A 22,361-nucleotide genomic window follows, 5' to 3' on the forward strand; every position below is an offset into this window, starting at 1 on the left:
CGCGATGACCGAGGCATCCACCACACCCCCACGGCACGATCCGAAGATCGTCACCGCGCTGCGCCGGTTCGCCATCTCGATCACCGTGCTCAACATCGCCGGCTACACCGTGCTCGGCTTCGAACAGCCCTGGTTGTGGCCCTTCATCGCCGTCGCCGTCGCCTACGCGGTCGAGACGTTCCTGGAATACGTCGGAGCCCGGGTCGAGGAACGCCGTCCGCGCTACGCCGGAGGCGGGGCGAAGGGAGTGATGGAGTTCCTGTACCCCAGCCACATCACCGCCCTCGCCGTCAACATGCTGCTCTACGTGAACGACCGGCTGTGGGTGATGGTCCTCGGGGTTGTCATCGCGGTCTCCGCCAAGTGGGTCCTGCGCGCACCGGTACGGGGCAAGCCCCGGCACTTCATGAACCCGTCCAACTTCGGCATCGCGGTGGTGCTGCTGCTGTTCCCCTGGGCCAGTATCGCGCCCCCGTACCAGTTCACCGAGTACACCGACGGGGCGGTCGACTGGATCATCCCCGCGGTGATCGTCACCCTGGGGACCCTGCTCAACGCGAAGCTCACCGGACGCATGTGGCTGATCGGCGGATGGCTGGCGGCCTTCGTGCTCCAGGCCGTACTGCGGGGGGTGCTCTTCGACACCGCGATCCCTCCGGCCCTGGGCATGATGACCGGGGTGGCCTTCGTGCTCTTCACCAACTACATGGTCACCGACCCCGGCACCACGCCGTCGCGGCCCGTCGCCCAGGTCGCCTTCGGCGGCGGCGTCGCCGTCACGTACGGGGTCATGACCGGACTGGGCATCGCGTACGGCCTGTTCTTCGCCACCGCCGTCGTGTGCCTGGTGCGCGGCGGCTACCTCTGGCTGGTGCACCTGCGTACCGAGACGGCCGGGACGGCTCCCCCCGCCCCGGTGCAGGCCGTCGAGGCCCGTGATGTCTCGTCGGAGACCGGGAAGGCACCGGTGGCGGCATGACCCGGGTAGCGATCGTCGGCATGGCCTGCCGGTTCCCGGACGCCGCGTCGCCCCGCGAGCTGTGGGAGAACGCGGTGGCCGGCCGGCGCGCCTTCCGCCGCATCCCCGACGTCCGCATGCGGCTGGACGACTACTGGGATCCGGACCCGGCCGCCCCCGACCGGTTCTACGCGCGTACGGCCGCCGTCCTGGAGGGCTACGCCTTCGACCGCGTCGCGCACCGGGTCACCGGCAGCACCTACCGCTCGACGGACCTCACCCACTGGCTCGCCCTGGAGACCGCGGGCCGGGCGCTGGCCGACGCCGGGTTCCCGGAGGGAGGCGGCCTGCCCCGCGCCCGAACCGGTGTCGTCGTCGGCAACACCCTCACCGGGGAGTTCACCCGCGCGAGCGGCATGCGGCTGCGGTGGCCCTACGTCCGCCGGGTGCTCGCGGCGGCCCTCCGCGGCGAGGGCTGGGACGACGACCGGCTCGCCGGGTTTCTCGACGGCGTCGAGAAGACCTACAAGCAGCCGTTCCCCGCGATCGACGAGGACTCGCTCGCCGGAGCCCTGTCGAACACCATCGCCGGCCGCATCTGCAACCACTTCGGTCTGGGCGGCGGCGGCTACACCGTCGACGGAGCGTGCTCCTCCTCGCTGCTCTCGGTCACCTCCGCCGCCGGATCCCTGCTGAGCGGGGACCTCGACGTCGCGGTCGCCGGCGGTGTCGACCTGTCCATCGACCCGTTCGAGATCGTGGGCTTCGCCAAGACGGGGGCCCTGGCCCGGTCCGAGATGCGGGTCTACGACCGCGGCTCCAACGGATTCTGGCCCGGTGAGGGCTGCGGCATGGTCGTGATGATGCGCGAGGAGGACGCCCGCGCGGCCGGCCTGCGCCGCTACGCCACGATCGCCGGCTGGGGCGTCTCGTCCGACGGGCAGGGAAGCATCACCCGCCCCGAGTCGGGCGGCTACCGGCTGGCCCTGGCACGCGCCTACGAACGGGCCGGGTTCGGCATCGAAACCGTCCCCTTCTTCGAGGGGCACGGCACCGGCACCCCGGTGGGCGACGCCAACGAACTCGGCGCGCTCACCGCCGCCCGTACGGAGGCCGACCCCGGCGCACCGGCCGCCGCCATCAGCTCCGCCAAGGCCATGATCGGCCACACCAAGGCCGCCGCCGGGGTCGCCGGACTGATCAAGGCCGTGATGGCGGTGGACGCGCGCCTGCTGCCTCCCACCATCGGCTGCCAGGAGCCGCACCCCCTGCTCACCGGACCCGGGGCGGGCCTGCGCGCGCTGCGCAGCGCCGAGCCCTGGCCGCAGGACATGCCGCTGCGCGCCGGGGTCACCGCGATGGGCTTCGGCGGCATCAACACCCATGTCGTCATCGACAAGGAGGCGCCCGCGCGCCATCGGGCGCCCCACCGGCGCCACCTCACACTCGCCGGCGCGCTCCAGGACTGCGAACTGCTCCTCCTGGACGGCGAGTCGCCGGCCGAGCTCCGCGAGCGCCTGACGAGAACGGCCGGTCTCGCGACCCGGCTCTCCTACGCGCAACTCGGCGACCTGGCCCACTCCCTCCAGCGCGACCTGAGGGAACGGCCGTGGCGTGCGGCCGCGGTGGTCACCTCGCCGGACGACGCGGAACGCCGGCTGCGGCAGTTGACCGACGCGCTGGAGCAGCACCCGGGCGGTCTGGTCCCGGTCGACGACCGGGCCTTCATCGGGTGCGTGAGCGACGAGGCCGCGAGCATCGGCTTCCTCTTCCCCGGGCAGGGCTCCGGCCGCGGCACCGACGGCGGCGCCCTCCGCCGGCGCTTCGCGCAGGCCGCCGAGGTCTACGAACGGGCCGGGCTGTCCGGCGCCGGGGACCCGGTGGCGACCGAGGTGGCGCAGCCGAGGATCGTCGCCGCCGCCACCGCCGGACTGCGCGTGCTCGACTGGCTGGGCATCGAGGCCGATGCGGCCGTCGGGCACAGCCTGGGCGAACTCGTCGCGCTGCACTGGGCGGGAGCCCTGGACGAGGCGCGGCTGTCGGAGGCGGCCCGGGTACGCGGCGAGGCCATGGCCACGCACGGCGAGCCCGGCACCATGGCGTCCCTCGCGGCGCCACCCGAGCGCGTGCGGACGCTGACGCGTGGCCTCGACGTGGTCATCGCGGGATACAACGGCCCCGAGCGGACGGTCGTGGCCGGAACGGCCGACGCCGTGGCCGCCGTGACGGAGCGGGCCACGGGGCAGGGTGTCGGCTGCACGCCGCTCGCGGTGTCCCACGCCTTCCACTCCCCGCTGGTCGCACCGGCCGCCGAGGTCTTCGGGGCCTGGCTGGAGGAGGTCCGCTTCGGACCGGTCCGGGGCCGGGTGCTGTCCACCGTGACCGGCCGCGAGCTGGCGCGGGACACCGACCTCCGCGAGCTGCTGCACCGGCAGATCGTCGAGCCGGTGCTCTTCACCCGGGCCGTCCAGGAGGCGGGCCGGGACGTCGGCCTGTTCGTGGAGGTGGGGCCCGGTCAGGTGCTCAGCTCCCTGGCCACCGGTGCGACAGGCGTTCCGTCCGTCGCGCTGGACACGGACGAACAGTCCCTGCGCGGTCTGCTCCGGGTCGCCGGAGCCGCGTACGTGATCGGTGCCCCCGTGATGCACGAGCGCCTGTTCGCCGACCGGCTCACCCGGCCCCTCGACACCGACGCCGAGTTCGACTTCCTGGCGAGCCCCTGTGAGAGTGTCGCGCCCGACGGCCTGGCGGCCGTGGCGCGCGCGGGGAGCGGACCGCCGACGGGGCCGGGCCGGCCGCCGGCGCACCGCCGCGCGTGACCGGGGCCGACGAGCGGCCGGACGGCACGGGAGCCCCGGTGCCCGGCGAGGAGCGGTCGGCCGTCGAGGTACTGCGCGCCCTGGTGGCCGAGCGGACGGAGCTTCCCGTGGACCTGGTGCGGGACGACAGCAGTCTGCTGGACGACCTGCACATGAGCTCCATCACCGTGGGCCAGATCGTCCAGCAGGCGGCCGGGCGGCTCGGTCTCGCCGCCGCCCACGCCCCGGCCAACTTCGCCACCGCGACTCTGGCCGAACTCGGCGAGGCCCTGGAGTCGTTGGGCGGTATCGGCCCGGACGACGGAGCCGGGACGGCACCGGCCGTGCTGGGCGCCGCCTCCTGGGTGCGGGCCTTCGCCGTGGACCTCGACGAGGAGCCGCGGGGGGTGGCCGTCCGGGCGGAAGCCCAGGACGGCGACTGGGAGTTGTTCGCGGCGCGGGAGCACCCGTACGCCGAGGAGCTGCGGAGCGCGCTGCGCGGTGCCCGCGTGGGACCCGGTGTCCTGGTGTGTCTGCCCCCCCGGTGCCCGAGTGACCGGCTGGCCTCGGCGCTGGAGGGGGCGCGGCGCGCCCTCGCGGGTGGCGCCGGGCATCGCTTCGTCCTGGTGCAGGAGGGCCTGGGGGCTTCGGGCCTCGCGAAGTCCCTTCACCTGGAGGCTCCGCACCTGCGGACCACCGTCGTGGACACCCCGGCCGCACAGGGGGTGGTGGACCGGATCGTCGCCGACGTGGTGGCCACCGCCCGCTTCTCCGAGGTGACGTACGACGACGCCGGGGTCCGCCGGGTGCCGGTGCTGCGGGTGCTGCCGGTGCGCGGGGAGCGCACCGACGAGCCGCTGGACCCGTCCGACGTCCTCCTGGTCACCGGGGGCGGCAAGGGCATCACCGCGGAGTGCGCGCTCGAGGTGGCGGCCCGCAGCGGCGCCGCCGTGGCGATCGTGGGCCGCTCCGATCCGGCCGGTGACGCGGCCCTGGCCGCGAACCTGCGGCGGATGGCGGAGCGGGGCATCCGGGTGGGCTACGCCCGTGCGGACGTCACCGACGCGGAGCGGGTGCGTGCGGCGGTCGCCGAACTGACCGCCCAGCTGGGGCCCGTCACCGCGGTCCTGCACGGGGCCGGACGGAACGAACCCACAGCGCTCGCCGATCTCACCGAGGAGGACTTCGAGCGCACGCTCGCGCCGAAGGTCGACGGCCTGCGGGCAGTCCTCGCGGCGGTCGACCCGGGCGCCCTCAAGCTGCTGGTCTGCTTCGGCAGCGTGATCGGACGCACCGGGCTGCGGGGCGAGGCGCATTACGCCACCGCCAACGAACGCCTCGCCGACCTCGCCCAGCGGTTCGCCGCGGTCTCGCCGCACTGCCGTGTGCGGTGCCTGGAGTGGTCCGTGTGGTCCGGAGTCGGCATGGGCGAGAAGCTGTCCGTCGTCGAGTCCCTGGCCCGGGAGGGCATCACCCCGATCTCGCCGGACCAGGGTGTCGAGGTGCTGCTGCGTCTGATCGCCGATCCCGACGCCCCGCCGGTCACCGTCGTCACCGGGCGTACGGGCGAGATGGACACGCTGCGTCGGGAGCGGCCGCAGCTGCCCCTGCACCGGTTCACCGTCGCTCCGCTGGTCCACTACCACGGAGCCGAACTGGTCACGGAGACGGAGCTGAACGTCGGCACCGACCCCTACCTCGCCGATCATCTGCTCGACGGAAACCTGCTGCTCCCCGCCGTGATCGGGATGGAGGCGATGTGCCAGGTGGCCGCCGCGGTCACCGGGTGCGACGGCGTCCCCGTGCTGGAGGACGTCCGGTTCCTCCGTCCCGTCGTGGTGCCCCCCGAGGGATCGGCCCGGGTGCGGATCGCGGCCACCGTCACGGACACCGGCACCGTGGAGGCCGTCCTGCACGCGGAGGAGTCCGGATTCGTCGCCGAGCACTTCCGGGCACGGCTGGTGTTCCCCGGCCCGCCGGCGCCGGCCGGACCTCCCGCTCCCGGCCGGCCGGGCCTCGGGGACGTACCGCTCGATCCGGTGGCGGACCTGTACGGCGATGTTCTCTTCCAGGGCGACCGGTTCCAGCGGTTGCGCCGCTTCCACCGCGTCTCGGCGCGGCACGTGGACGCGGACGTGTCGGTGGACGAGGTGGCGGACTGGTTCGCCGCGTACCTCCCCGGCGGGCTGCTCCTGGCCGATCCGGGGATGCGGGACGCGCTGATGCACGGCAACCAGGTCTGCGTCCCCGACGCCACCCTGCTCCCGTCGGGCATCGACCGGCTGTACCCGCTCGCCGCGGGCGCTGATGTACCGAAGGAGCTGCGCTACGCCGCGGTCGAGCGGGAGCGCGAGGGCCAGACGTACGTGTACGACATCGCCGCCTGTGCCCCCGACGGCCGCGTCGTGGAACGGTGGGAGGGACTGCGGCTGACGGCGGTGCGCCGAAGGACACGGACCACGGCGTGGGCCGGGCCGCTGCTCGCCTCGCACATGGAGCGAACCGTGGAGGAGCTGACCGGCCGGCGGGTCGCCCTGGCGGTGGAACCGGACGACGAGAACGCTCCGGCCGACGCCCGGGCGGGCACCGGGGCGCGGCGCCGGATGACGGCGCGTGCCGCCAGCCGTGCGCTGGGCGCTGCCGTCGCCGTCGCCCACCGGCCGGACGGCCGGCCCGAGCTCGTCGCGGACGGCCTGGTCGTCTCCGCTTCGCACACGGCCGGCTGGACGCTGTGCGCGGTGGCCGAAGGAGCCGTCGTGGGCTGCGACATCGAGCGCGTCGTCCCCAGGACGACCGCCGCATGGGAGGGGCTCCTCGGCGATCACGCGCCGCTGGCCGCGTTGCTGGAGAAGGAGACGGGAGACGGCTACGACACCGCGGCCACGGCCGTGTGGACCGCCATCGAGTGCCTGCAGAAGGCCGGTCTCACCACGCGTGCCCCGCTCTCGCTGACACCGCGCACCGCCGACAACTGGACGGTGTTCGCCTCGGGCGGGGTGCGCGTGGCGGTCCTGACGACCCGGCTCAAGGGCCTGCCGGAACCGGTCGCGATCGCGGTTCTCGTCCGGACGGAGCCATGACCATGACGGCCCGCCCCGGGCCCGCGCGTACCCGCCGCATCCGTGCGGCCGGCTCCGCACCGCTCTGAAGGAAAGGAGAGGATCGTGGCGGACCACTTCGAGTACCGGCATGTCGTCGGGTTCGAGGAGACCAACCTCGTCGGCAATGTCTACTACGTCAACTACCTCCGGTGGCAGGGAAGGTGCCGGGAGCTGTTCCTGAGGACCCACACTCCGGAGCTGCTCGCCGACGTCCTCGCGGACCTCAAACTGTTCACCTTGAAGGTCGACTGCGAGTTCTTCGCCGAGATCAGCGTCTTCGACGAGCTGTCCATCAGGATGAGGCTGGCCGAACTGCGCCAGACCCAGCTGGAGTTCACCTTCGACTTCGTCCGACTCGACCCCGGGGGCGCGGAGCGGCTCGTGGCCCGGGGCCGGCAGCGGGTCGCCTTCATGCGGGGCCCGAACGCGGCCACCGTCCCGACACCCGTGCCCGAAGCCCTGGTGCGGGCTCTGGAGCCGTACGCTCCACCGTCCCGGCCGCGGACCGGGGCGAGCTCGTGAGCGGCCCACGCGAGACCGCCCCCCGGCCGGTTGCGCCGCGGGACGCGGGCGAGGCGGATCTGCGTCGCGCGTTCGCGGAGTTCGCCACCGGGGTCACGGTGGTGACGGTGGGCGGGCCCTTCCCGCGCGGTATGACGGCGAACTCCTTCACTTCGGTGTCCCTGTGCCCACCGCTGCTGCTCGTCTGCGTCAGCAACGACGCCGTCATGCTGCGGGCCCTCCGTCCCGCGCGGCACTTCGGAGTGTCGGTGCTCGGTGCCGGCCAGGAGGCCTTGGCCCGGCACTTCGCCGACGATTCCCGCCCCGCGGGCCTGCGGCAGTTCGACGGGGTCGGCTGGTCCCCCGGCGCCACCACGTCGGTGCCCCTGATCGACGCGGCGCCGGCGCGGTTCGAATGCGAGAAGTGGCGTGCGTACGACGGAGGCGACCACACGATCCTCGTCGGCGCGGTGGTCGCCTGGCACGGTCCGCCGGTGGCGGAGGCGGGGTCGGCGGTCCGGGGGGCGGCCGGGGACGCTCTGCTGTACTTCCGCGGGCGGCTTCGCGGGCTGGACCCCGGAGCCCGGGGGCCGCACCGGTGAGACCGGGGTCCGGGGCGCGTGATGAACCGGCCTATGCCGGGCGCGGCTCCTCGGGTACGGAGAAGAGGCGGAGAGCAGCCAGGCTCACCCGGCGAAGGCGGATCACGACCGGCTCCGGTGCGTGGTCCGCCGCGATGGTGATCGCCCCGGAGCCGCCGACCGTCGGTGTGTGGCGGGCCGGACGCCCTTCGTGGGTCCTGCGCGTGACGGAGCGTGCCAGAACGTGCCATCGTCCCGTGGGTACGGTGTCGAGCACGAAGGCCCCGGGTCGGGGCAGCACCGTGCACCGCACGGGGTGCCCCTGCGGGAAGGGCGTGGGGAAGAGCCCCACGAAGACCACCCCGGACTGGTCCTCGGAGGGCGCTTGCACGTGTCCGCGGAGCGGTGCCGGAGCCGTCGGCGTGCCGGTGGCCGGGTGCGGATCCCCTGCGGCGGCACGGGGGTCCGCCGAGCGGAGCTGCCGGTACGCGGACGGGGTGACGCCCGTGCAGGACTTGAAGCACGAGCTGAAGGTGCCGACGCTGCTGTATCCGACCGTGTGGCTGATCTCCGCGATGTTGAGCCCGGATTCGGCGAGGAGCCGCTTTGCTTCCTCGAAGCGGATCGCTCTGAGGAAACGCCGGGGAGATACCCCGATGAGGTGGGTGAACTCACGGGATAAGTGGAATCTGCTGAATCCCGCTGCCTGGGCTATCTCGTTGATGGTCAGGTCTTCCCTGAAGTTGTGATGCATATTCGCGATCACGCTGACCACGGCCTGTGTGATTGCGGAGTCCATAGCCTCTCCCTCATCAGGAACTGCCCAGTTGTCGAAGCTCTCGTCGTGCGGTTCGAACGGGGTATGCGAGCGCATGCGCAGTGGTATGCGGCCGGGCGCCGCCCGGCCGCATCCTGCGGGTGAGTCCGGTGGGCGGACGCGCTGGGTGAGGACCGGGCATCGGCTCTCTCTCGGTCCGAAGAGAGCAGGAGATTTTCACCGACTCGGGCCGCCGCCCCGGCCCGGTCGGTAAACCCTGACATCGTGACCGGAACGGATCGACGGCGACAGGTTGCCCTTTGTTCAGCGGCTTATTTTGACGTCTTAGGTGTCCGGCTCATCCTGATACGTAGGGCAAAAATGACCGAAAAGGTCTCTGTAACGCGCGGTATACCGGGACTCCGTGTCTGAATGTCAGCAGTGGCGAACGCGTCGGGCGGAAGGAGCGGAAGGAGCGGAAGGGGGCACGGCGACGAACGACGCGCGTCTTCCGCGCCGCTGGTACGCCCCCCTCGGGGGCCGCTGCCGGTCCGCGAGGATCGCCCGCTCGATTGGTCTGGACCGCAGCGTGCTGCCTGCTACCGTCGCCCCTGAAGATCGTGGCGAGGGCGAAGAGGGGTAGCGCGATGACCGGCAACAGCGCCGAGCGGGCATTTGTGGGGTCGTTCACCTCGGCGGGCGGGCTCGGCGTCACCGCCGCCGCCGTGGACCGGGAGACCGGGGCGCTGACCCTCCTCGGATCGACGGACGCCGTACCCGACCCCTCCTTCCTCGCCGTCGGCCCCCGGGAGGGCGGCACGGTCCTGTACGCGGTCGGCGAGAGCGCCCCGGGCGTCGCCGCCGCCTTCGCCGTCGACGACGGCCTGCCGACGCTCCTCGGGCCCGCACGGGCTGTCGACGGCGACGCGCCCACCCACCTCGCGCTCGCCGCGAACCATCTGGTCACCGCCAACTACGCCTCCGGCAGCGTCACCGCCCTGCCGGTCCTCGCCGACGGAGCGCTCGGGGCGGCGGCCTCGGTGCTGCGGCACGAGGGCAGCGGCCCGGACGCCGGCCGTCAGGAAGCCCCGCACGCCCACCAGGTCCTCGCCGACCCCTCCGGGAACTGGCTCGTCAGCGTGGACCTCGGCACCGACTCCGTACGCGTCTGCGCCCTGGATCCCGCGACCGGCGCACTGAGCCTGCACGGCGAGACGGCGCTGCGCCCGGGCACCGGCCCGCGTCATCTGGCCTTCCACCCCTCGGGCGCCCTCGTCTACGTGCTGGGCGAGCTGGAGCCGACTCTCACCGTGTGCCGCTGGGACGCGGCGGCGGGCCGCCTCGACGTGCTGGGGGAGACTCCCGTGCTGCCCGAGCACGAGACGGCCGGCCGGACGGCGCGCACCTACCCGTCCGAGGTGGTCGTCGCCCGCGACGGCCGCTTCCTGTGGACGGCCAACCGGGGGCACGACAGCATCTCCGTCTTCACCCTCGACGAGAGCGGCGAGAAGGCGGCCCTGGTGGCGACCGTCGGCTGCGGCGGCCGCTGGCCGCGCGATCTCACCCTCGACCCGAGCGGCCAGTGGCTGTACGCGGCCAATGAGCACTCCGGGAACGTCAGCTGGTTCGCCGTGGACGCCGAGACGGGCATCCCCCGGCATGCGGGCTCCGTGGAGGTCCCCGCGGCCTCCTGCGTCGTCCTCGTCTGACCTTCGTCGCCGCCCCCGCCCGGTCGCGGCAGCAGGGACACAGCACGGCGGGCCCGGACCGGGGGAGAATCCCGGTCCGGGCCCGCCGTGCTGTCCGGCTTCCCGAGCCGCCGCCCGACGGCGACGGCCCCCGGTCAGTGAGCCTGAGCTCCCTGAGCTCCCTGAGCTCCCTGGGCGCCCTGCGGCGTCGCCGGCGTGATGCCCAGCGTCGTGGCGTACAGGGACAGCACCAGCTTGCCGATCGCCGGGTAGGCGCCCAGCGGCTCGGCCGTCGCGCAGCCCGCCTCCTTGGCGGCGGCGTCCAGCAGGCCGGGGTCGACCTCCGGGCCCACCAGGTACGGCGCCAGCGCCAGCTGCGCGGAGCCGGATCCCTGCAGCTGCTCCGCGATCGAGGAGACCGAGCCCTCCACGTCCAGCGCGGCGGCCATCACGGGCACGGCCAGCCGGGCCGCCAGCAGCATGCCGGTGATCCCGGCGGCCTGCACGGCCTCCTCGCCGCCCACGGTGGCCAGGACGATGCCGTCGGCCGCCGTCGCGACGGTGAACAGCCGGGCGCGGTCGGCGCGAGCGAGGCCGGCCTCCGACAGGCGTACGTGCAGCGCCTCGGCGAGCAGCGGGTGCGGGCCGAGCACATCGGTCAGCTCTGCCTGTGTGCCGCTGTCCATCACGGCCTGCCGTATCCGGCGGATCAGCGCGCTGTCCGGCCCCGCGAGCAGCGGGACCACGACGGCCGACGGGCCGGTCGGCTCGGTCACCTCACGGCCGGCCGCGACGGCCTGCTCGAAGAGCGCGACGCGCTCGGCGGCATGGTGGGTGAGAACGGTGGAAAGGGCGGGGTACTCGGCATCGTCGCCGTCGAGGTAGCCGATCCGGGCGTTGAGACCGGGCAGCTCGGACCGGGCGATGCTGATCACCTCCTCGGCCAGGCTGCGCGTCGCCGAGGAAGGAGTACCGGGAACGGCGAGAACGAGCGCGGCAGCGCCCTCGGGTGCGACCACGGGCTCCGGGCGGCGGTGCCGTCCGGACTGGCGAGGTCGCGGCATTCGTACTGGCAGGCCGGAAGCGGGCCCAGTGGGGGTGCTCATGGCGCCGCATGCTACTGGTTTTACCTGCCCCTCTGTTCGGGGAGGGGCAGGTCGGGCGTTAACTATCCGCTTATGTCCGATGAGTGATGTACCGCCGGAGTGTCCCTGTCTGTCGGCCCGTTGTCCGGCCGGTTCTCCCGCCCGTTCCTCTCCCCGTCACGAGGGCCGGGGCTCTTCGCACACCGCCGTCCTGCCGCCCTGCCCGCTCTCCTGCTCCAGCGGCACGAACAACATCGTCGGGTGACGCGGCAGGCGCAGGTCTCCGATTGCGAGGGCGCGCGCGATCCGGAGTGCGCCCGTCAGGGGATCGCCCGTCGCGGTGGTCACCCGGGCCCCGGGCAGCAGCCGCGCCAGCTCCTCGCGCAGGGGGGCGAGCAGGGGCTCGCCCATCCGGAACAGGCCGCCGGTCAGGGCCACTTCACCGGTCTCGCTGACGTCGTCGCCCTGGCCGTCCGGTCCGGCGGACACCGGACACACGGCCGCAGCCGCCTCGGCGACATGGCCCGCCGCCTGCCGCAGAATGCCGGCGGCGACCGCATCCGCTCCGGCGCACGCCGCCACCTCCGGGGCGAAGGAGGCCAGCACGGCGGGGCGGTCGGAACGCGGGTAGAGCAGCCCCGGCAGCTCCTCCGGCGGCCCGAACACGGCCCGCAGCCGGTCCAGCAGGGCGGCGGAACCGCCGCGCCGCCCGTCATGGGCACGCATCGCCGCGTCCAGCCCGGCCCGGCCGATCCACGCACCGCCGCCGCTGTCACCCAGAAGATGACCCCAGCCGTCGGCCCGGTGCCACTCCTTCAGGTCCGTGCCGAGGGCGATCATGCCCGTCCCGCCCGCCACGACCGCGCCGGGGCGCTGTCCCACCGCACCGGCGTAGGCCGTCACCGCGTCGGCGGCCAGCGCGACCCGGCGTACCCCCAGCGCGTCCGCGAGCGTGCCGGGAAGCTCCGCCCGCAACCGCTCGCCCAGTGTGGCCATCCCGGCGGCCCCGACCGCCACCGCCACGACCTCAAGAGGCGATGTGCCATCGGCCGCGGTCGCCCGGTCCCGGGCGGCGCCGCTCCGGGCCTCGGCCGGGCCGGCGGACGCCGCCCGGTCCAGCAACTCCCGGGCGGCGGGCAGCAGCTGGTCCAGCAGGTGTCCGGCGTCGATGCCGCCCGGACCCGTCCGCACCGGCTCGGCGCAGACCGTCGTCACCAGAGGTCCCGGATCCTCCACCCGCCCGAGCGCCACCCGCAGCCCGGAGCCCCCGGAATCGACCCCCAGGACATACGCGCCGGAGCCGGCCGGCACGGCCCGCGGCACCGCCGACGCGGCGTGGGTCACGGAAGCCGCCAGTCCACCGGCCGCGCTCCCTGGCGCTCCAGGAGCTCGTTGGCCCGGCTGAACGGCCGCGAGCCGAAGAAACCCCGGTCCGCGGACATGGGGGAGGGGTGCGAGGACTCGATCGCCGGGAAATCCCCCAGCAGCGGGCGCAGATTGCGGGCGTCGCGCCCCCACAGGACCGACACCAGCGGGGTGCCCCGGGCCACCAGCGCCTTGATGGCCTGCTCGGTGACCTCTTCCCAGCCCTTGCCCCGGTGGGCGGCGGGCCGCCGCGGCGCGGTGGTGAGCGCCCGGTTGAGCAGCAGCACCCCCTGCTTGGTCCAGGGGGTGAGATCGCCGTTGGACGGCCTGGGCAGTCCCAGATCCCCGTGCAGCTCCCGGAAGATGTTCTCCAGGCTGCCCGGCAGCGGCTGTACATCGGGGGCCACCGCGAAGCTCAGCCCGATCGCGTGTCCCGGGGTGGGATACGGATCCTGGCCGACGACCAGCACTCTCACCTCCTCGAAGGGCTGTTGGAACGCCCGCAGTACATGAGCCCCGGAAGGCAGGTACGTACGTCCCGCGGCGATCTCCGCGCGGAGGAAATCGCCCATAGCGGCGATGCGTTCGGCGACGGGTTCGAGGGCGTCGGCCCACCCCGGTTCGATGATGTCTTTCAACGGTCGTGCTGCCACGGCCCGCACTCTACTGCTGATACGACCACTCCGATCAACTACCGCCGGTGCTCCGGCCGTCCCCCGGTCAGCCGAGTGCCACCGCCCGTACGCACAGGACGTCCGGCAGATGGGAGGCGAGCTGCTGCCAGCTGTCCCCGTCGTCCGCACTGGCGTACAACTCGCCGTTGCGGTTGCCGAAGTAGACCCCGGCGGGGTCCGCGTCGTCGGTGCACAGCGCGTCCCGCAGCACCGTGCCGTAGTGCGCTCCGTCCGGCAGGCCCTCCGAGAGCGGCTCCCAGGTGCGCCCCGCGTCGGTCGTGCGGAACACCCGGCAGCGGTGCTCCGCCGGGACCCGGTCGGCGTCGGCGTTGATCGGGAAGATGTACACCGTGTCGCCGCGGTGCGGGTGGGCCGCGGCGGCGAACCCGAAGTCGGAGGGCAGCCCCGCGCCGATGTCGCTCCAGTGCTCACCGGCGTCGTCGCTGCGGAACACACCCCAGTGGTTCTGCAGATAGAGCCGGTCCGGGTCGGCCGCGTCCCGGGCGACCTTGTGGACGCACTGCCCGAACTCCGGGTCCGGGTCCGGGAGGAAGACCGCGGAGACGCCCTTGTTCGACGGCTCCCAGCTCGCCCCGCCGTCCTTCGTCCGGAACACCCCCGCCGTCGACACGGCGACCGTCACGGCCTTGGCGTCCCGGGAGTCGGTCAGGACGGTGTGCAGCCCCTCACCGCCGCCGCCGGGCACCCACCGCGAGCGGGTCGGGTGCTCCCAGAGCGGACGGACCAGCTCGAACGACTCGCCCCGGTCCTCGGAACGGAACAGCGCGGCGGGCTCCGTGCCCGCGTAGACCACGTCCGGCGCTTCGGGGCCGGCCGGATGCAGCTGCCAGACGCGCTCCAGCGAAGCCCCGGTGAACGGGGGGAACTTCACCGCCGGCCGCCGCGGCTCGACCCAGGTCTCGCCCAGATCGTCCGAGTGGAAGACGGACGGACCCCAGTGCGCGCTGTCCCCGCCGACCAGGATTCTCGGGGTGGCGCCCCTGGTGTCCACGGCCACCGAGTAGATCGCCTGCGCCGTGAAGTGCGGGCCTGTGATCTCCCAGGTCCCGCCGCGTCTGCGGCCGATGAAGAGACCCTTGCGGGTGCCTGCGGTGAGCAATACGTCCGTCATGGTCCTGGACCTCCCGAAACGCCGTTGTGCCGGAACAGTGCCAGTCTGCACCCGGCCACTGACAGTGGCTCGCGCACACGCCCGGCGCCTCGGGGTGCCGCGGCGGTTGCGGTCCGCGGCGTTTCCCCGTGCGCGGTGCCCAGGGCCGCGTCCGGCGGCGGTCCAGGTGCCCGAGCTCCGTAGAAAGCGTTTGTGGTCCGATCGGCAGACCGGGCCGCCCCGCGCCCACCCCGCCGGGCCGGGCCGACCCGTTCCGGGCCCGCTTGTACGGCCGGCGGCCGGGTGCTGACATCCTGGGGGTGGCCGGGCGGCGGCCGGGCGGCACGGACCGGCCGGGCCGAGGGCGCGGAGGACGGCCGGGTGGCGAGACAGGAAGCGCCGGGGCCGGACAGGGCCGGATACACCGAGGAGACGACGATGGGCAGCGGCACCGTGATCACGGACACCGACGGACACCGGGTGCCGATCACGGTCACCGTGGGCGAGCACCGACCGGCCACGGCCGGCGCGGACGGCTCCGCCCCGGACGGCGGCCCTGCTACGGGCGTCAAACCTGCTGCGGGCGACGGCTCCGCCCCCGCTCCCCGTATCGGTATCCGCCTCACGCCTCCGACGGGCGAGCTCGTCTGGTCCTGCAGCCCCGAGGCGGCCCGCGAGCTGGCGGCCGCACTCGTCCGGGCGGCCGAGGAGGCCGAGAACGCGGCGACGGGGCGCCCCGTCACGGTCGAGGCGGGCGAGCTGCGCCGCGGCGACGTGCGCGACGGGGACCGGGCCATGACCGTGGAGAGCGCCCGGACCGACGGCTCCACGGTCCACGTCACCTGGAAGTCAGGGGCGGGCCGCAGCTGGACCCAGGCCTACGCGGCCGATGCCCCCATCACCCTCAAGCGGCGCCTTCCCGGGAGCCGTTGACGCCGTGGCTCTCCCGGCCGGGCGGCGCGGCAGTGCGGCCGCACCGGGGCGGGCGCGTCGGTAGGGTGGCCCGTGATGTCTACCGAACAGGGCCCCACCGTGCGCGAGCTGGCCGTTCAGGCGCTCTCCTCGACCGAGCACGGCTACGACCTCCTCGCCCCGAAGTTCGACCGGACGCCCTACCGGACCCCGGACCGCGTGCTCGACGCCGTCACCGCCGAGGTGCGCCGGCTCGGACCCTTCGGCACCGGACTCGACGTCTGCTGCGGCACGGGCGCGGGAGTGGGCGTGCTCCGGCAGGTGTGCCGTGAGCGGGTGGTCGGAGTCGACTTCAGCGCGGGCATGCTCGCCGAGGCCCGAGCGGCCTTCCCGCCCGGGGACGGGGGCAGGGGCGCGTCGGCGGAGGGCCAGGCCGTGGAGGCCCCGCCCGTGGAGGGGCAGGCTGCGGCGGACCTGGCTGTGGAGGGGCGGGGCGTGGCAGTTCCGGCCGTGGAGGCCCCGGCGGTGGACTGGGTACGGGCCGACGCCCGCTCGCTCCCCTTCGGGCCCGCCTTCGACCTCGCCCTGAGCTTCGGGGCGTTCGGCCACTTCCTCCCCGCCGAACGCCCCGGCCTCTTCGCCGAGGTCCACGCATCGCTCCGCCCGGGCGGACTCTTCGCCTTCCCGATCGGCGCACCGCCCCCGGTGGGATCGCGCGCCTACTGGTCGCTGCTCGGCTTCGACGCGGCGATGCGGGTCCGCAACGCGCTGTGGCGCCCGCGGTTCGTCATGTACTACCGCACGTTCCGGCTCGGCGATGTGCTGGAGGACCTGACGCGGGCCGGGTTCGCCGTCCGGCTGATGCCGCTCACCGGACTGGGCCGCCGCCCCGACGGCAGTCCCCGCGCCCGGCTGGTGGTGGCGACCCGGGAGTGACCGAGCGGGGCCGCTCAGCCGGTCTCGCCCCGGGCCGCCGCCAGCAGCCCCGCCCAGTCGGGGATCTTCACCGGGCCGCGCCCCAGCGAACGGCCCAGCTCCGCCTCCGCGCGCTCGATCGACAGCCAGCCGGCCCACTCCACCGGCCGCAGCCCCGCTTCCCGCAGCGCGGCCAGCGGGTCGTCCGCCGCCGTCCGCCGCGTCAGCGCCGCCGCGTCCGCCAGGAGCGAGGCCACCGTCTCCTTGGCGCAGGAGCGGTTCGAGCCGATCACTCCGGTCGGCCCCCGCTTGATCCAGCCCGCGACGTACTCACCCGGCGACGGCACTCCACCCCGCAGCACCCGGCCCGCCGCGTGCGGCACCGTGCCGCGCACCGGGTCGAACGGCAGCCCCGGCAGCTCCACCCCGCGATAGCCGACCGCTCGCAGGACGAGCTGCGCCTCGGCGTCCTCGTAACGGCCGGTGTCGCGGACTCCTCCGGCCCCGTCCGGGGCCGTGCGGGCGAACCGCACCCCGGCCACCCGCCCGCCGCGCTCCAGCAGTTCGACCGGCCGCAGGAAGAACCGCAGCCGGATACGGCGCCCGGCACCCGCCGAGCCCGGCACGTCCCCGGCGGCCCCCGTCCCGCCGCCGACCGACCAGCCGCGCAACACCTCCAGGTTCCGCCGCACCACCGCGGGCAGCGGCAGGGCTCCGGGCAGGCCGTCCGGAGCGGCGTACGCCGGGTCGAGCGCCAGCTCCGTCGGGTCGACCACGACCCGCGCCCCGGGCAGCGCCCCCAGTTCCCGCAGCTCCTTGGTGGTGAACCGGGCCTGGGACGGGCCCCGGCGGCCCACGATGTGCACCTCGCGCACCCGGCTCTCCTCCAGTGCGCGCAACGCGGCGCGGGGCACATCGGTGCGGCGCAGTTCGCCGGCGCCGCGCGCCAGGATCCGGGCCACGTCGACCGCCACGTTGCCCACGCCGATCACGACGGCCGAGCGGGCGGCCAGAGCGTCCCGGGCGAACGGGTCGGCGCCGAGGTCCGGGTGGGCGCTGTACCAGGAGACGAAGCGGGTGGCCGAGTAGCTGCCCGGCAGGCCCTCGCCGGGGATTGCCAGCGCCCGGTCCGCCGACGCCCCGACGCAGTAGACGACCGCGTGGTACAGCTCCGCGAGCCGGGCGGGGGAGACCCCGTCCGGCCCCCCGACGCCGACGTTGCCCACGAAGGTGACCCGCTCGTCCTCCAGCACCGCGCGCAGACTGTTCTGCAGCGACTTGATCTTCTCGTGGTCGGGTGCCACCCCGTACCGCACGAGCCCGTACGGGGTGGGCAGCCGGTCCAGGACGTGCACGCGCACATCGGGCACCAGCGACTGCTGGAGGAGGGACTGGGCGCTGTAGACCCCGCTGGGACCGGAACCGACGACGGCGACGGAGAGCACGGCGTACCTCTTTCCCGGAGGCTCCCTCCAGGATGGCACCGCCGGGCGCCCGGGGCAGAGCGGCCGCGCGAATTCCCCCGGGGCGGTCCTGGCCGGGTGGCCCGGTCCCACGGGGGTCAGTCCATCATTCCGCGCATCCGGTCGATCTCCACGGTCTGCTGGGCGACCACATCGTTGGCCATCTCCTCGACGAAGATGTCGTTCCCCTCGGTGAGCGCATCCGTCGCCATGGTGATCGCCCCCTGGTGGTGGGTGATCATCAGCTCCAGGAAGAGCTCGTCGAAGGCCTCGCCCTCCGCGTCGCGCAACTGCTCCAGCTGGGCCTCGGTCGCCATGCCGGGCATCCCGGAGTGGTCGTGGTGCTGCTCGCGCCGCTCACCGCCGTTTCTTTCCAGCCATCCTTCCATCGCGCCGATCTCGGGCTTCTGGCCCGCCGCTATGCGTTCCGCGAGCCGTTTGACGCTGCTCCGGGAGGCCTGTTCCGGGGCGAGTTCGGTCATCACGAGCGCCTGTGCGTGGTGTTCGATCATCATCTGCGCATAGCGGAAGTCCGCGGAGTTGGCGGTGTCCCGACCGGTCTCCTCGGCGGCTTCCTCGGCGGAGAGCGTCCGGGCGGGCTCGCCCGGTCTGCCAGGCGCGACCACGCCGGGGGACCCGCCCTTGGCGCGGTCCGGCGTTCCGTCACCGCTGTCCGCGTCACAGGCTCCCAGGGCGAGCACGGCGGCAACCGCCGCCGCCACGAGAGCGGTTGAGCGCAGAGCTGCGGTCCGGTGATGGATCAGCACGGTGACCTCCTGTGCCACGGGGTTCGTTGCGGACCGTCCTGACAGGCTTCCACCGGCCGAAGATCGAAAACTTTCATGACGCGGGCGTTGCCATCTTTTGATGTGTACATGAGAGGGACGATACTGCCGGGGGTTCCACAACCGTTCGACCCCGAACGGATACAAGGGAGGACGCAGTGATCTCGTTGCACACCACCCGCGTGCGGCGCAGACGTCTGGGCGCGGTGGCAGCCGCGGCCGGACTCCTCGCCACGCTGCTGACGGCCACCACAGCGGCCGCCACCCCCGACCCGGGCGACGCCCCGGCCGAGCGCGGTTCGGTCTCCAAGAGCGATCAGGCCGAGGCCAGGGCCGCGATAGCCGGGGGCGACATACCCGGCGTGGACGAGATCGTCCACAGCCCCAACATCAAGCACCTGACGAACGTGCCGAAGGGCGCCCTGAAGGGGACCAACACGGACCTCGCGTTCCAGGGGAAGCACGCGTACGTCGGGAACTACGACGGCTTCGTCATCTACGACATCAGCAAGCCCAAGAAGCCCAGGACGGTCGCCCAGGTCCTCTGCCCCGGTTCGCAGAACGACATCTCGGTCTCCGGGAACCTGCTCTTCCTGTCGACGGACTCCTCGCGCAGCGACGACTCCTGCTCCAGTACCTCCCAGCCCGCCACGGAGAAGTCCTCCTGGGAGGGCATGAAGATCTTCGACATCAGCGACAAGCGGCACCCCGAGTACATCGCCGCCGTGGAGACCGCCTGCGGCTCCCACACGCACACGCTGGTGCCGGACGGCGGGAAGAACCTGTACGTGTACGTCTCCTCGTACTCGCCCGACGAGACCTTCCCGGACTGCCGGCCGCCGCACGACGGGATCTCCATCATCAAGGTGCCGCTCAAGGCGCCCCAGAAGGCCCGGGTCATCGACTTCCCGGTGCTCTTCCCGGACGGGGGCAACCCGGGAGCGCCCGAAAATCCCGGTGTCTCCCGGACGACCGGCTGCCACGACATCACGGTGCTCCCGTCGAAGGACCTCGCGGCGGGCGCCTGCATGGGCGACGGCCTGCTGTTCTCGATCGAGGACCCGGAGCACCCGAAGATCATCGACCGGGTCCAGGACAACGTGAACTTCGCGTTCTGGCACTCGGCCACCTTCAACCAGGACGCGGACAAGGTCGTCTTCACCGACGAGCTCGGCGGCGGTGGCGCGGCCACCTGCAACGCGGCCATCGGCCCCAAGCGCGGCGCCGACGGGATCTACGACATCGTCGGCAAGGGCGACCAGCGCAAGCTGGTCTTCCGCAGCTACTTCAAGATCGACCGCCACCAGGCCGACGCCGAGGTCTGCGTCGCCCACAACGGTTCGATCATCCCGGTCAAGGGCCGCGACCTGATGGTCCAGGCCTGGTACCAGGGGGGCGTCTCCGTCTGGGACTTCACCGACTCGGCCAGGCCAGAGGAGATCGCCTTCTTCGAGCGCGGCCCGGTCACCCTCGACCGGGTCACGACGGCCGGCCCCTGGTCGGCGTACTACTACAACGGCCACATCTACTCCAGCGACATCGCCAAGGGCTTCGACGTGCTGAAGCTGGACGACCGGCGTACCGACCCGGCGAAGCGGGTCAGGATGGACGAGCTCAACGTGCAGACGCAGCCCGACTACTTCGACCGCTGATCCGTCGGCGCGTCACGCGGCGGGTTCGTCCGTCATTCCGGGGCCGGTGCCACCCGGGCGGTCACCGCCCGCGAGGCACCGGCCCCGGTGCGTGCCGAGCGGAAATTCATTGACCGATGAGCGAGGTGGGGACATGCTGGATCTCTGCGACGGCGGACCCCGCAACTCCGGTCCCCGGCGCGGATCACGGCCGTGTCCCGCGGGACACGGCGGGAGTGTGCTCCGATCCGGCGACGCGGGGGATCGCCGGATCGGGCGCGGACTTCCACAGGCTTCCGGTCGCGGCCGGGGCGGGCGCGACGGTCAGGCGGCGGTGCGGACGCTCCCGCCGGCAGCGGCGGCCCACTCCACCAGCAGACGCTGGTATGCGGCCTCGTCCTGCGGCGTCAGGGAGCCGCCCGAACGCTGCCACAGGTCGCGGATCTCCGCGTTGACCTCGGCTGCGGAACGGGTGGACACGGACGACGACATCGGGGACATGCCTACCAGGCTACGACCACGGGCGGATCCGTATACCCCTTCTGCGGCGGGATATGCCTCACACCCGCCCCGATCTTTCCCGTTCCGTCGGTGGGCCCCGCCCTCCGGCCGTGGCGGCCTCAGCCCGGGACCAGACCCAGAGAACGCAGGCCGTCGGGCCGCTCCGGCACGGGCAGATGGTCCACGAACCGGACCTCGCAGCCCAGGACGGCCGCACCCCCGTCCGCGATCCGGTCGTCACCGACCATGACCACATCCGCCGGATCCCGGCCGATCATCGTGCAGGCGATGCGGAACAGTTCCGCCGCGGGCTTCTGGAGCCCGTGCTCGAAGGAGAGCGCATAGGCGTCGACCAGGTCGTCGAGCCCGTGCGCACGGAAGACCGGACGCAGGTCCCAGCCGATGTTGCTGACCACGCCGACCGCGATCCCCGCCCTCCGCAGCCCCTCCAGGACCTCCACCGCGTCCGGATAGGCCCGCCAGGCCTCCGGCCGCATGTGGCGGGCGTACAGGGCGTCGTACAGCCCCGGATGGGGCAGCGCCACGGTCCTGGCCAGCCCGGTGTACGCCTCGCGGTGCAGCGCGGCAGTCAGGTCCCGGACCGCCATCGCGTCGGCCAGCCGCTCCGGGACCCGGAGCGGAGGCGGACCGCCCGGGAGGGCTCCGGCCTCCGTGAGCCCGGTCACGTACCGCTCGAAATCCTCCTCCGGTACGTCGATGCCCTCCGCCCGCAGCACGGCGGCGAGCCAGTCCCGGACCGGCTCGATCCGGAACAGTGTTCCGGAGAAGTCGAACAGCACGCCTTTGATCACCATCGGTGCGATCCCTCCCGGGGTGCCGCGTACCGGGCGTAGCCGGCGGCGCTCAAGGCCACCACCGCCACCCCCAGCAGCGCACCGCCCACGACGTCGGTCAGCCAGTGCACACCGAGGTATACCCGGGTCACCGCGACGCCGACCGCCGAGACCACCGCCACGGTCAGTGCCGCAGCCCACAGTCCGGGGCCCGCCCCGTACAGCCGCAGCAGCCACAGGAGCAGCCCGCAGGTCACCACGGCCGTCATCGCGTGACCGGAGGGGAAGGCCGCGAACTGGGCCGAGTCCACCGGATCGGGCCACCGCGGGCGCTCCCGGCCCACCACGGCCTTCAGCGCCTGCTGGAAAAGGGAGGCGAGCAGACTCGTCGCGGCCACCCACAGGGCGAGCCGACGCGCCCCCCGCCACCACAGGACGACCACGGCCACCGCGATCAGGGCGCGCATGGTCCACGGGTCCCACACCCAGTCGGTCAGCACCCGGTTCACCCGGACCAGGCCGGGGTCGGCCACGGCGTGCCGGTGCAGCGCCTCGGCCACCGACCGGTCCAGGGCCGTCAGCGGCGACCAGCGCACCGCCACCAGCGCGAGCAGCACCACGGACGCCGCGCCGGCTAGGGCTCCGGTCCGCAGGGCGGGCGCGGTGCGGGGGGAACGGTTCGGTGAACGGAAGCGGAAGTGGGGGGAGGACATGAGGTGATCCTCGCGGAGTGCACCGCCG

Annotated in this window: 17 protein-coding genes and 1 pseudogene; 8 read left to right on the top strand and 10 right to left on the bottom strand. The window is 73.5% G+C overall.

The window, feature by feature from the left end; all coding sequences use genetic code 11:
- The first annotated feature begins 4 nt into the window (after window positions 1-4).
- From KME66_RS31465 to KME66_RS31480, 4 genes and pseudogenes are all read left to right on the top strand, one after another.
- Window positions 5-979, top strand: a complete 975-nt coding sequence (locus KME66_RS31465; RefSeq protein ID WP_216328353.1) for an RnfABCDGE type electron transport complex subunit D — start codon at window positions 5-7, stop codon at window positions 977-979.
- Window positions 976-6,836: pseudogene (locus KME66_RS31470) on the top strand (SDR family NAD(P)-dependent oxidoreductase). The gene KME66_RS31465 and the pseudogene KME66_RS31470 overlap by 4 nt, the downstream one beginning before the upstream one ends.
- 84 nt (window positions 6,837-6,920) lie before the next feature.
- The gene (locus KME66_RS31475) at window positions 6,921-7,379 is read left to right on the top strand and encodes a thioesterase family protein (RefSeq protein ID WP_216328355.1); all 459 of its coding nucleotides are present in this window, start codon (window positions 6,921-6,923) and stop codon (window positions 7,377-7,379) included.
- Entirely contained in the window at window positions 7,376-7,960 is a 585-nt protein-coding gene (locus KME66_RS31480; protein ID WP_216328357.1) for a flavin reductase family protein, read from the top strand. The genes KME66_RS31475 and KME66_RS31480 overlap by 4 nt, the downstream gene beginning before the upstream one ends.
- Before the next feature lie 31 nt (window positions 7,961-7,991).
- On the opposite strand, the gene KME66_RS31485 is transcribed toward KME66_RS31480, so the two are convergent.
- Entirely contained in the window at window positions 7,992-8,738 is a 747-nt protein-coding gene (locus tag KME66_RS31485) for a helix-turn-helix transcriptional regulator (protein ID WP_216328359.1), read from the bottom strand.
- A 605-nt stretch (window positions 8,739-9,343) separates the two neighbouring features.
- On the opposite strand from KME66_RS31485, the gene KME66_RS31490 reads away from it, so the two are divergent.
- Complete coding sequence (locus tag KME66_RS31490) at window positions 9,344-10,405, top strand: lactonase family protein (RefSeq protein WP_216328361.1); 1,062 nt, start codon at window positions 9,344-9,346, stop codon at window positions 10,403-10,405.
- Window positions 10,406-10,539: 134 nt separating this feature from the next.
- On the opposite strand, the gene KME66_RS31495 is transcribed toward KME66_RS31490, so the two are convergent.
- From KME66_RS31495 to KME66_RS31510, 4 genes are all read right to left on the bottom strand, one after another.
- A complete protein-coding gene (locus KME66_RS31495; protein ID WP_216328363.1) occupies window positions 10,540-11,490 on the bottom strand; it encodes a sirohydrochlorin chelatase in 951 nt (316 codons plus the stop codon).
- A gap of 156 nt (window positions 11,491-11,646) precedes the next feature.
- Window positions 11,647-12,813: an N-acetylglucosamine kinase gene (locus KME66_RS31500; protein ID WP_216328365.1), complete on the bottom strand. Its 1,167-nt coding sequence runs from the start codon at window positions 12,811-12,813 to the stop codon at window positions 11,647-11,649.
- On the bottom strand, window positions 12,810-13,487 hold the full coding sequence (locus KME66_RS31505; protein WP_073225137.1) for a uracil-DNA glycosylase: 678 nt from the start codon (window positions 13,485-13,487) through the stop codon (window positions 12,810-12,812). Before KME66_RS31505 ends, KME66_RS31500 begins: the two co-directional genes overlap by 4 nt.
- Window positions 13,488-13,554: 67 nt before the next feature.
- Window positions 13,555-14,640: a sialidase family protein gene (locus KME66_RS31510; RefSeq protein ID WP_216328367.1), complete on the bottom strand. Its 1,086-nt coding sequence runs from the start codon at window positions 14,638-14,640 to the stop codon at window positions 13,555-13,557.
- 417 nt (window positions 14,641-15,057) lie between these two features.
- On the opposite strand from KME66_RS31510, the gene KME66_RS31515 reads away from it, so the two are divergent.
- Both KME66_RS31515 and KME66_RS31520 read left to right on the top strand, forming a co-directional pair.
- Complete coding sequence (locus KME66_RS31515; protein ID WP_216329736.1) at window positions 15,058-15,552, top strand: hypothetical protein; 495 nt, start codon at window positions 15,058-15,060, stop codon at window positions 15,550-15,552.
- Between the two features lie 75 nt (window positions 15,553-15,627).
- Window positions 15,628-16,467 (top strand): class I SAM-dependent methyltransferase, encoded by an 840-nt coding sequence (locus KME66_RS31520; protein WP_216328368.1) that lies wholly within the window; start codon window positions 15,628-15,630, stop codon window positions 16,465-16,467.
- A gap of 14 nt (window positions 16,468-16,481) precedes the next feature.
- Here KME66_RS31520 and KME66_RS31525 read toward each other — a convergent pair whose 3' ends face one another.
- Both KME66_RS31525 and KME66_RS31530 read right to left on the bottom strand, forming a co-directional pair.
- A complete protein-coding gene (locus tag KME66_RS31525; RefSeq protein WP_216328371.1) occupies window positions 16,482-17,891 on the bottom strand; it encodes an FAD-dependent oxidoreductase in 1,410 nt (469 codons plus the stop codon).
- 116 nt (window positions 17,892-18,007) lie between these two features.
- Complete coding sequence (locus KME66_RS31530; protein WP_216328373.1) at window positions 18,008-18,694, bottom strand: DUF305 domain-containing protein; 687 nt, start codon at window positions 18,692-18,694, stop codon at window positions 18,008-18,010.
- A 158-nt stretch (window positions 18,695-18,852) separates the two neighbouring features.
- Between KME66_RS31530 and KME66_RS31535 the strand changes: the two genes are divergently transcribed.
- The gene (locus KME66_RS31535) at window positions 18,853-20,346 is read left to right on the top strand and encodes an LVIVD repeat-containing protein (RefSeq protein WP_073225031.1); all 1,494 of its coding nucleotides are present in this window, start codon (window positions 18,853-18,855) and stop codon (window positions 20,344-20,346) included.
- Between the two features lie 303 nt (window positions 20,347-20,649).
- Here the strand turns inward: KME66_RS31535 and KME66_RS31540 are convergent, their stop codons facing one another.
- From KME66_RS31540 to KME66_RS31550, 3 genes are all read right to left on the bottom strand, one after another.
- Complete coding sequence (locus KME66_RS31540; protein WP_178379096.1) at window positions 20,650-20,826, bottom strand: hypothetical protein; 177 nt, start codon at window positions 20,824-20,826, stop codon at window positions 20,650-20,652.
- 119 nt (window positions 20,827-20,945) lie between these two features.
- Window positions 20,946-21,641: an HAD family hydrolase gene (locus KME66_RS31545; protein WP_216328375.1), complete on the bottom strand. Its 696-nt coding sequence runs from the start codon at window positions 21,639-21,641 to the stop codon at window positions 20,946-20,948.
- A complete protein-coding gene (locus KME66_RS31550; protein ID WP_216328377.1) occupies window positions 21,635-22,333 on the bottom strand; it encodes a phosphatase PAP2 family protein in 699 nt (232 codons plus the stop codon). Before KME66_RS31550 ends, KME66_RS31545 begins: the two co-directional genes overlap by 7 nt.
- Window positions 22,334-22,361 lie beyond the last annotated feature (28 nt).

The organism is Streptomyces sp. YPW6, assembly GCF_018866325.1.
In the GTDB taxonomy this organism is placed as follows: domain Bacteria; phylum Actinomycetota; class Actinomycetes; order Streptomycetales; family Streptomycetaceae; genus Streptomyces.

What these genes read in the sequence shown, in the direction of transcription:
- KME66_RS31520 (WP_216328368.1), top strand. Translation starts at nt 15,628, where the DNA reads ATGTCTACCGAACAGGGCCCCACCGTGCGCGAGCTGGCCGTTCAGGCG.
- KME66_RS31515 (WP_216329736.1), top strand. Translation starts at nt 15,058, where the DNA reads ATGGGCAGCGGCACCGTGATCACGGACACCGACGGACACCGGGTGCCG.
- KME66_RS31545 (WP_216328375.1), bottom strand. Translation starts at nt 21,641, where the DNA reads ATGGTGATCAAAGGCGTGCTGTTCGACTTCTCCGGAACACTGTTCCGG.
- KME66_RS31495 (WP_216328363.1), bottom strand. Translation starts at nt 11,490, where the DNA reads ATGAGCACCCCCACTGGGCCCGCTTCCGGCCTGCCAGTACGAATGCCG.
- KME66_RS31510 (WP_216328367.1), bottom strand. Translation starts at nt 14,640, where the DNA reads ATGACGGACGTATTGCTCACCGCAGGCACCCGCAAGGGTCTCTTCATC.
- KME66_RS31485 (WP_216328359.1), bottom strand. Translation starts at nt 8,738, where the DNA reads ATGGACTCCGCAATCACACAGGCCGTGGTCAGCGTGATCGCGAATATG.
- KME66_RS31490 (WP_216328361.1), top strand. Translation starts at nt 9,344, where the DNA reads ATGACCGGCAACAGCGCCGAGCGGGCATTTGTGGGGTCGTTCACCTCG.
- KME66_RS31550 (WP_216328377.1), bottom strand. Translation starts at nt 22,333, where the DNA reads ATGTCCTCCCCCCACTTCCGCTTCCGTTCACCGAACCGTTCCCCCCGC.
- KME66_RS31465 (WP_216328353.1), top strand. Translation starts at nt 5, where the DNA reads ATGACCGAGGCATCCACCACACCCCCACGGCACGATCCGAAGATCGTC.
- KME66_RS31540 (WP_178379096.1), bottom strand. Translation starts at nt 20,826, where the DNA reads ATGTCCCCGATGTCGTCGTCCGTGTCCACCCGTTCCGCAGCCGAGGTC.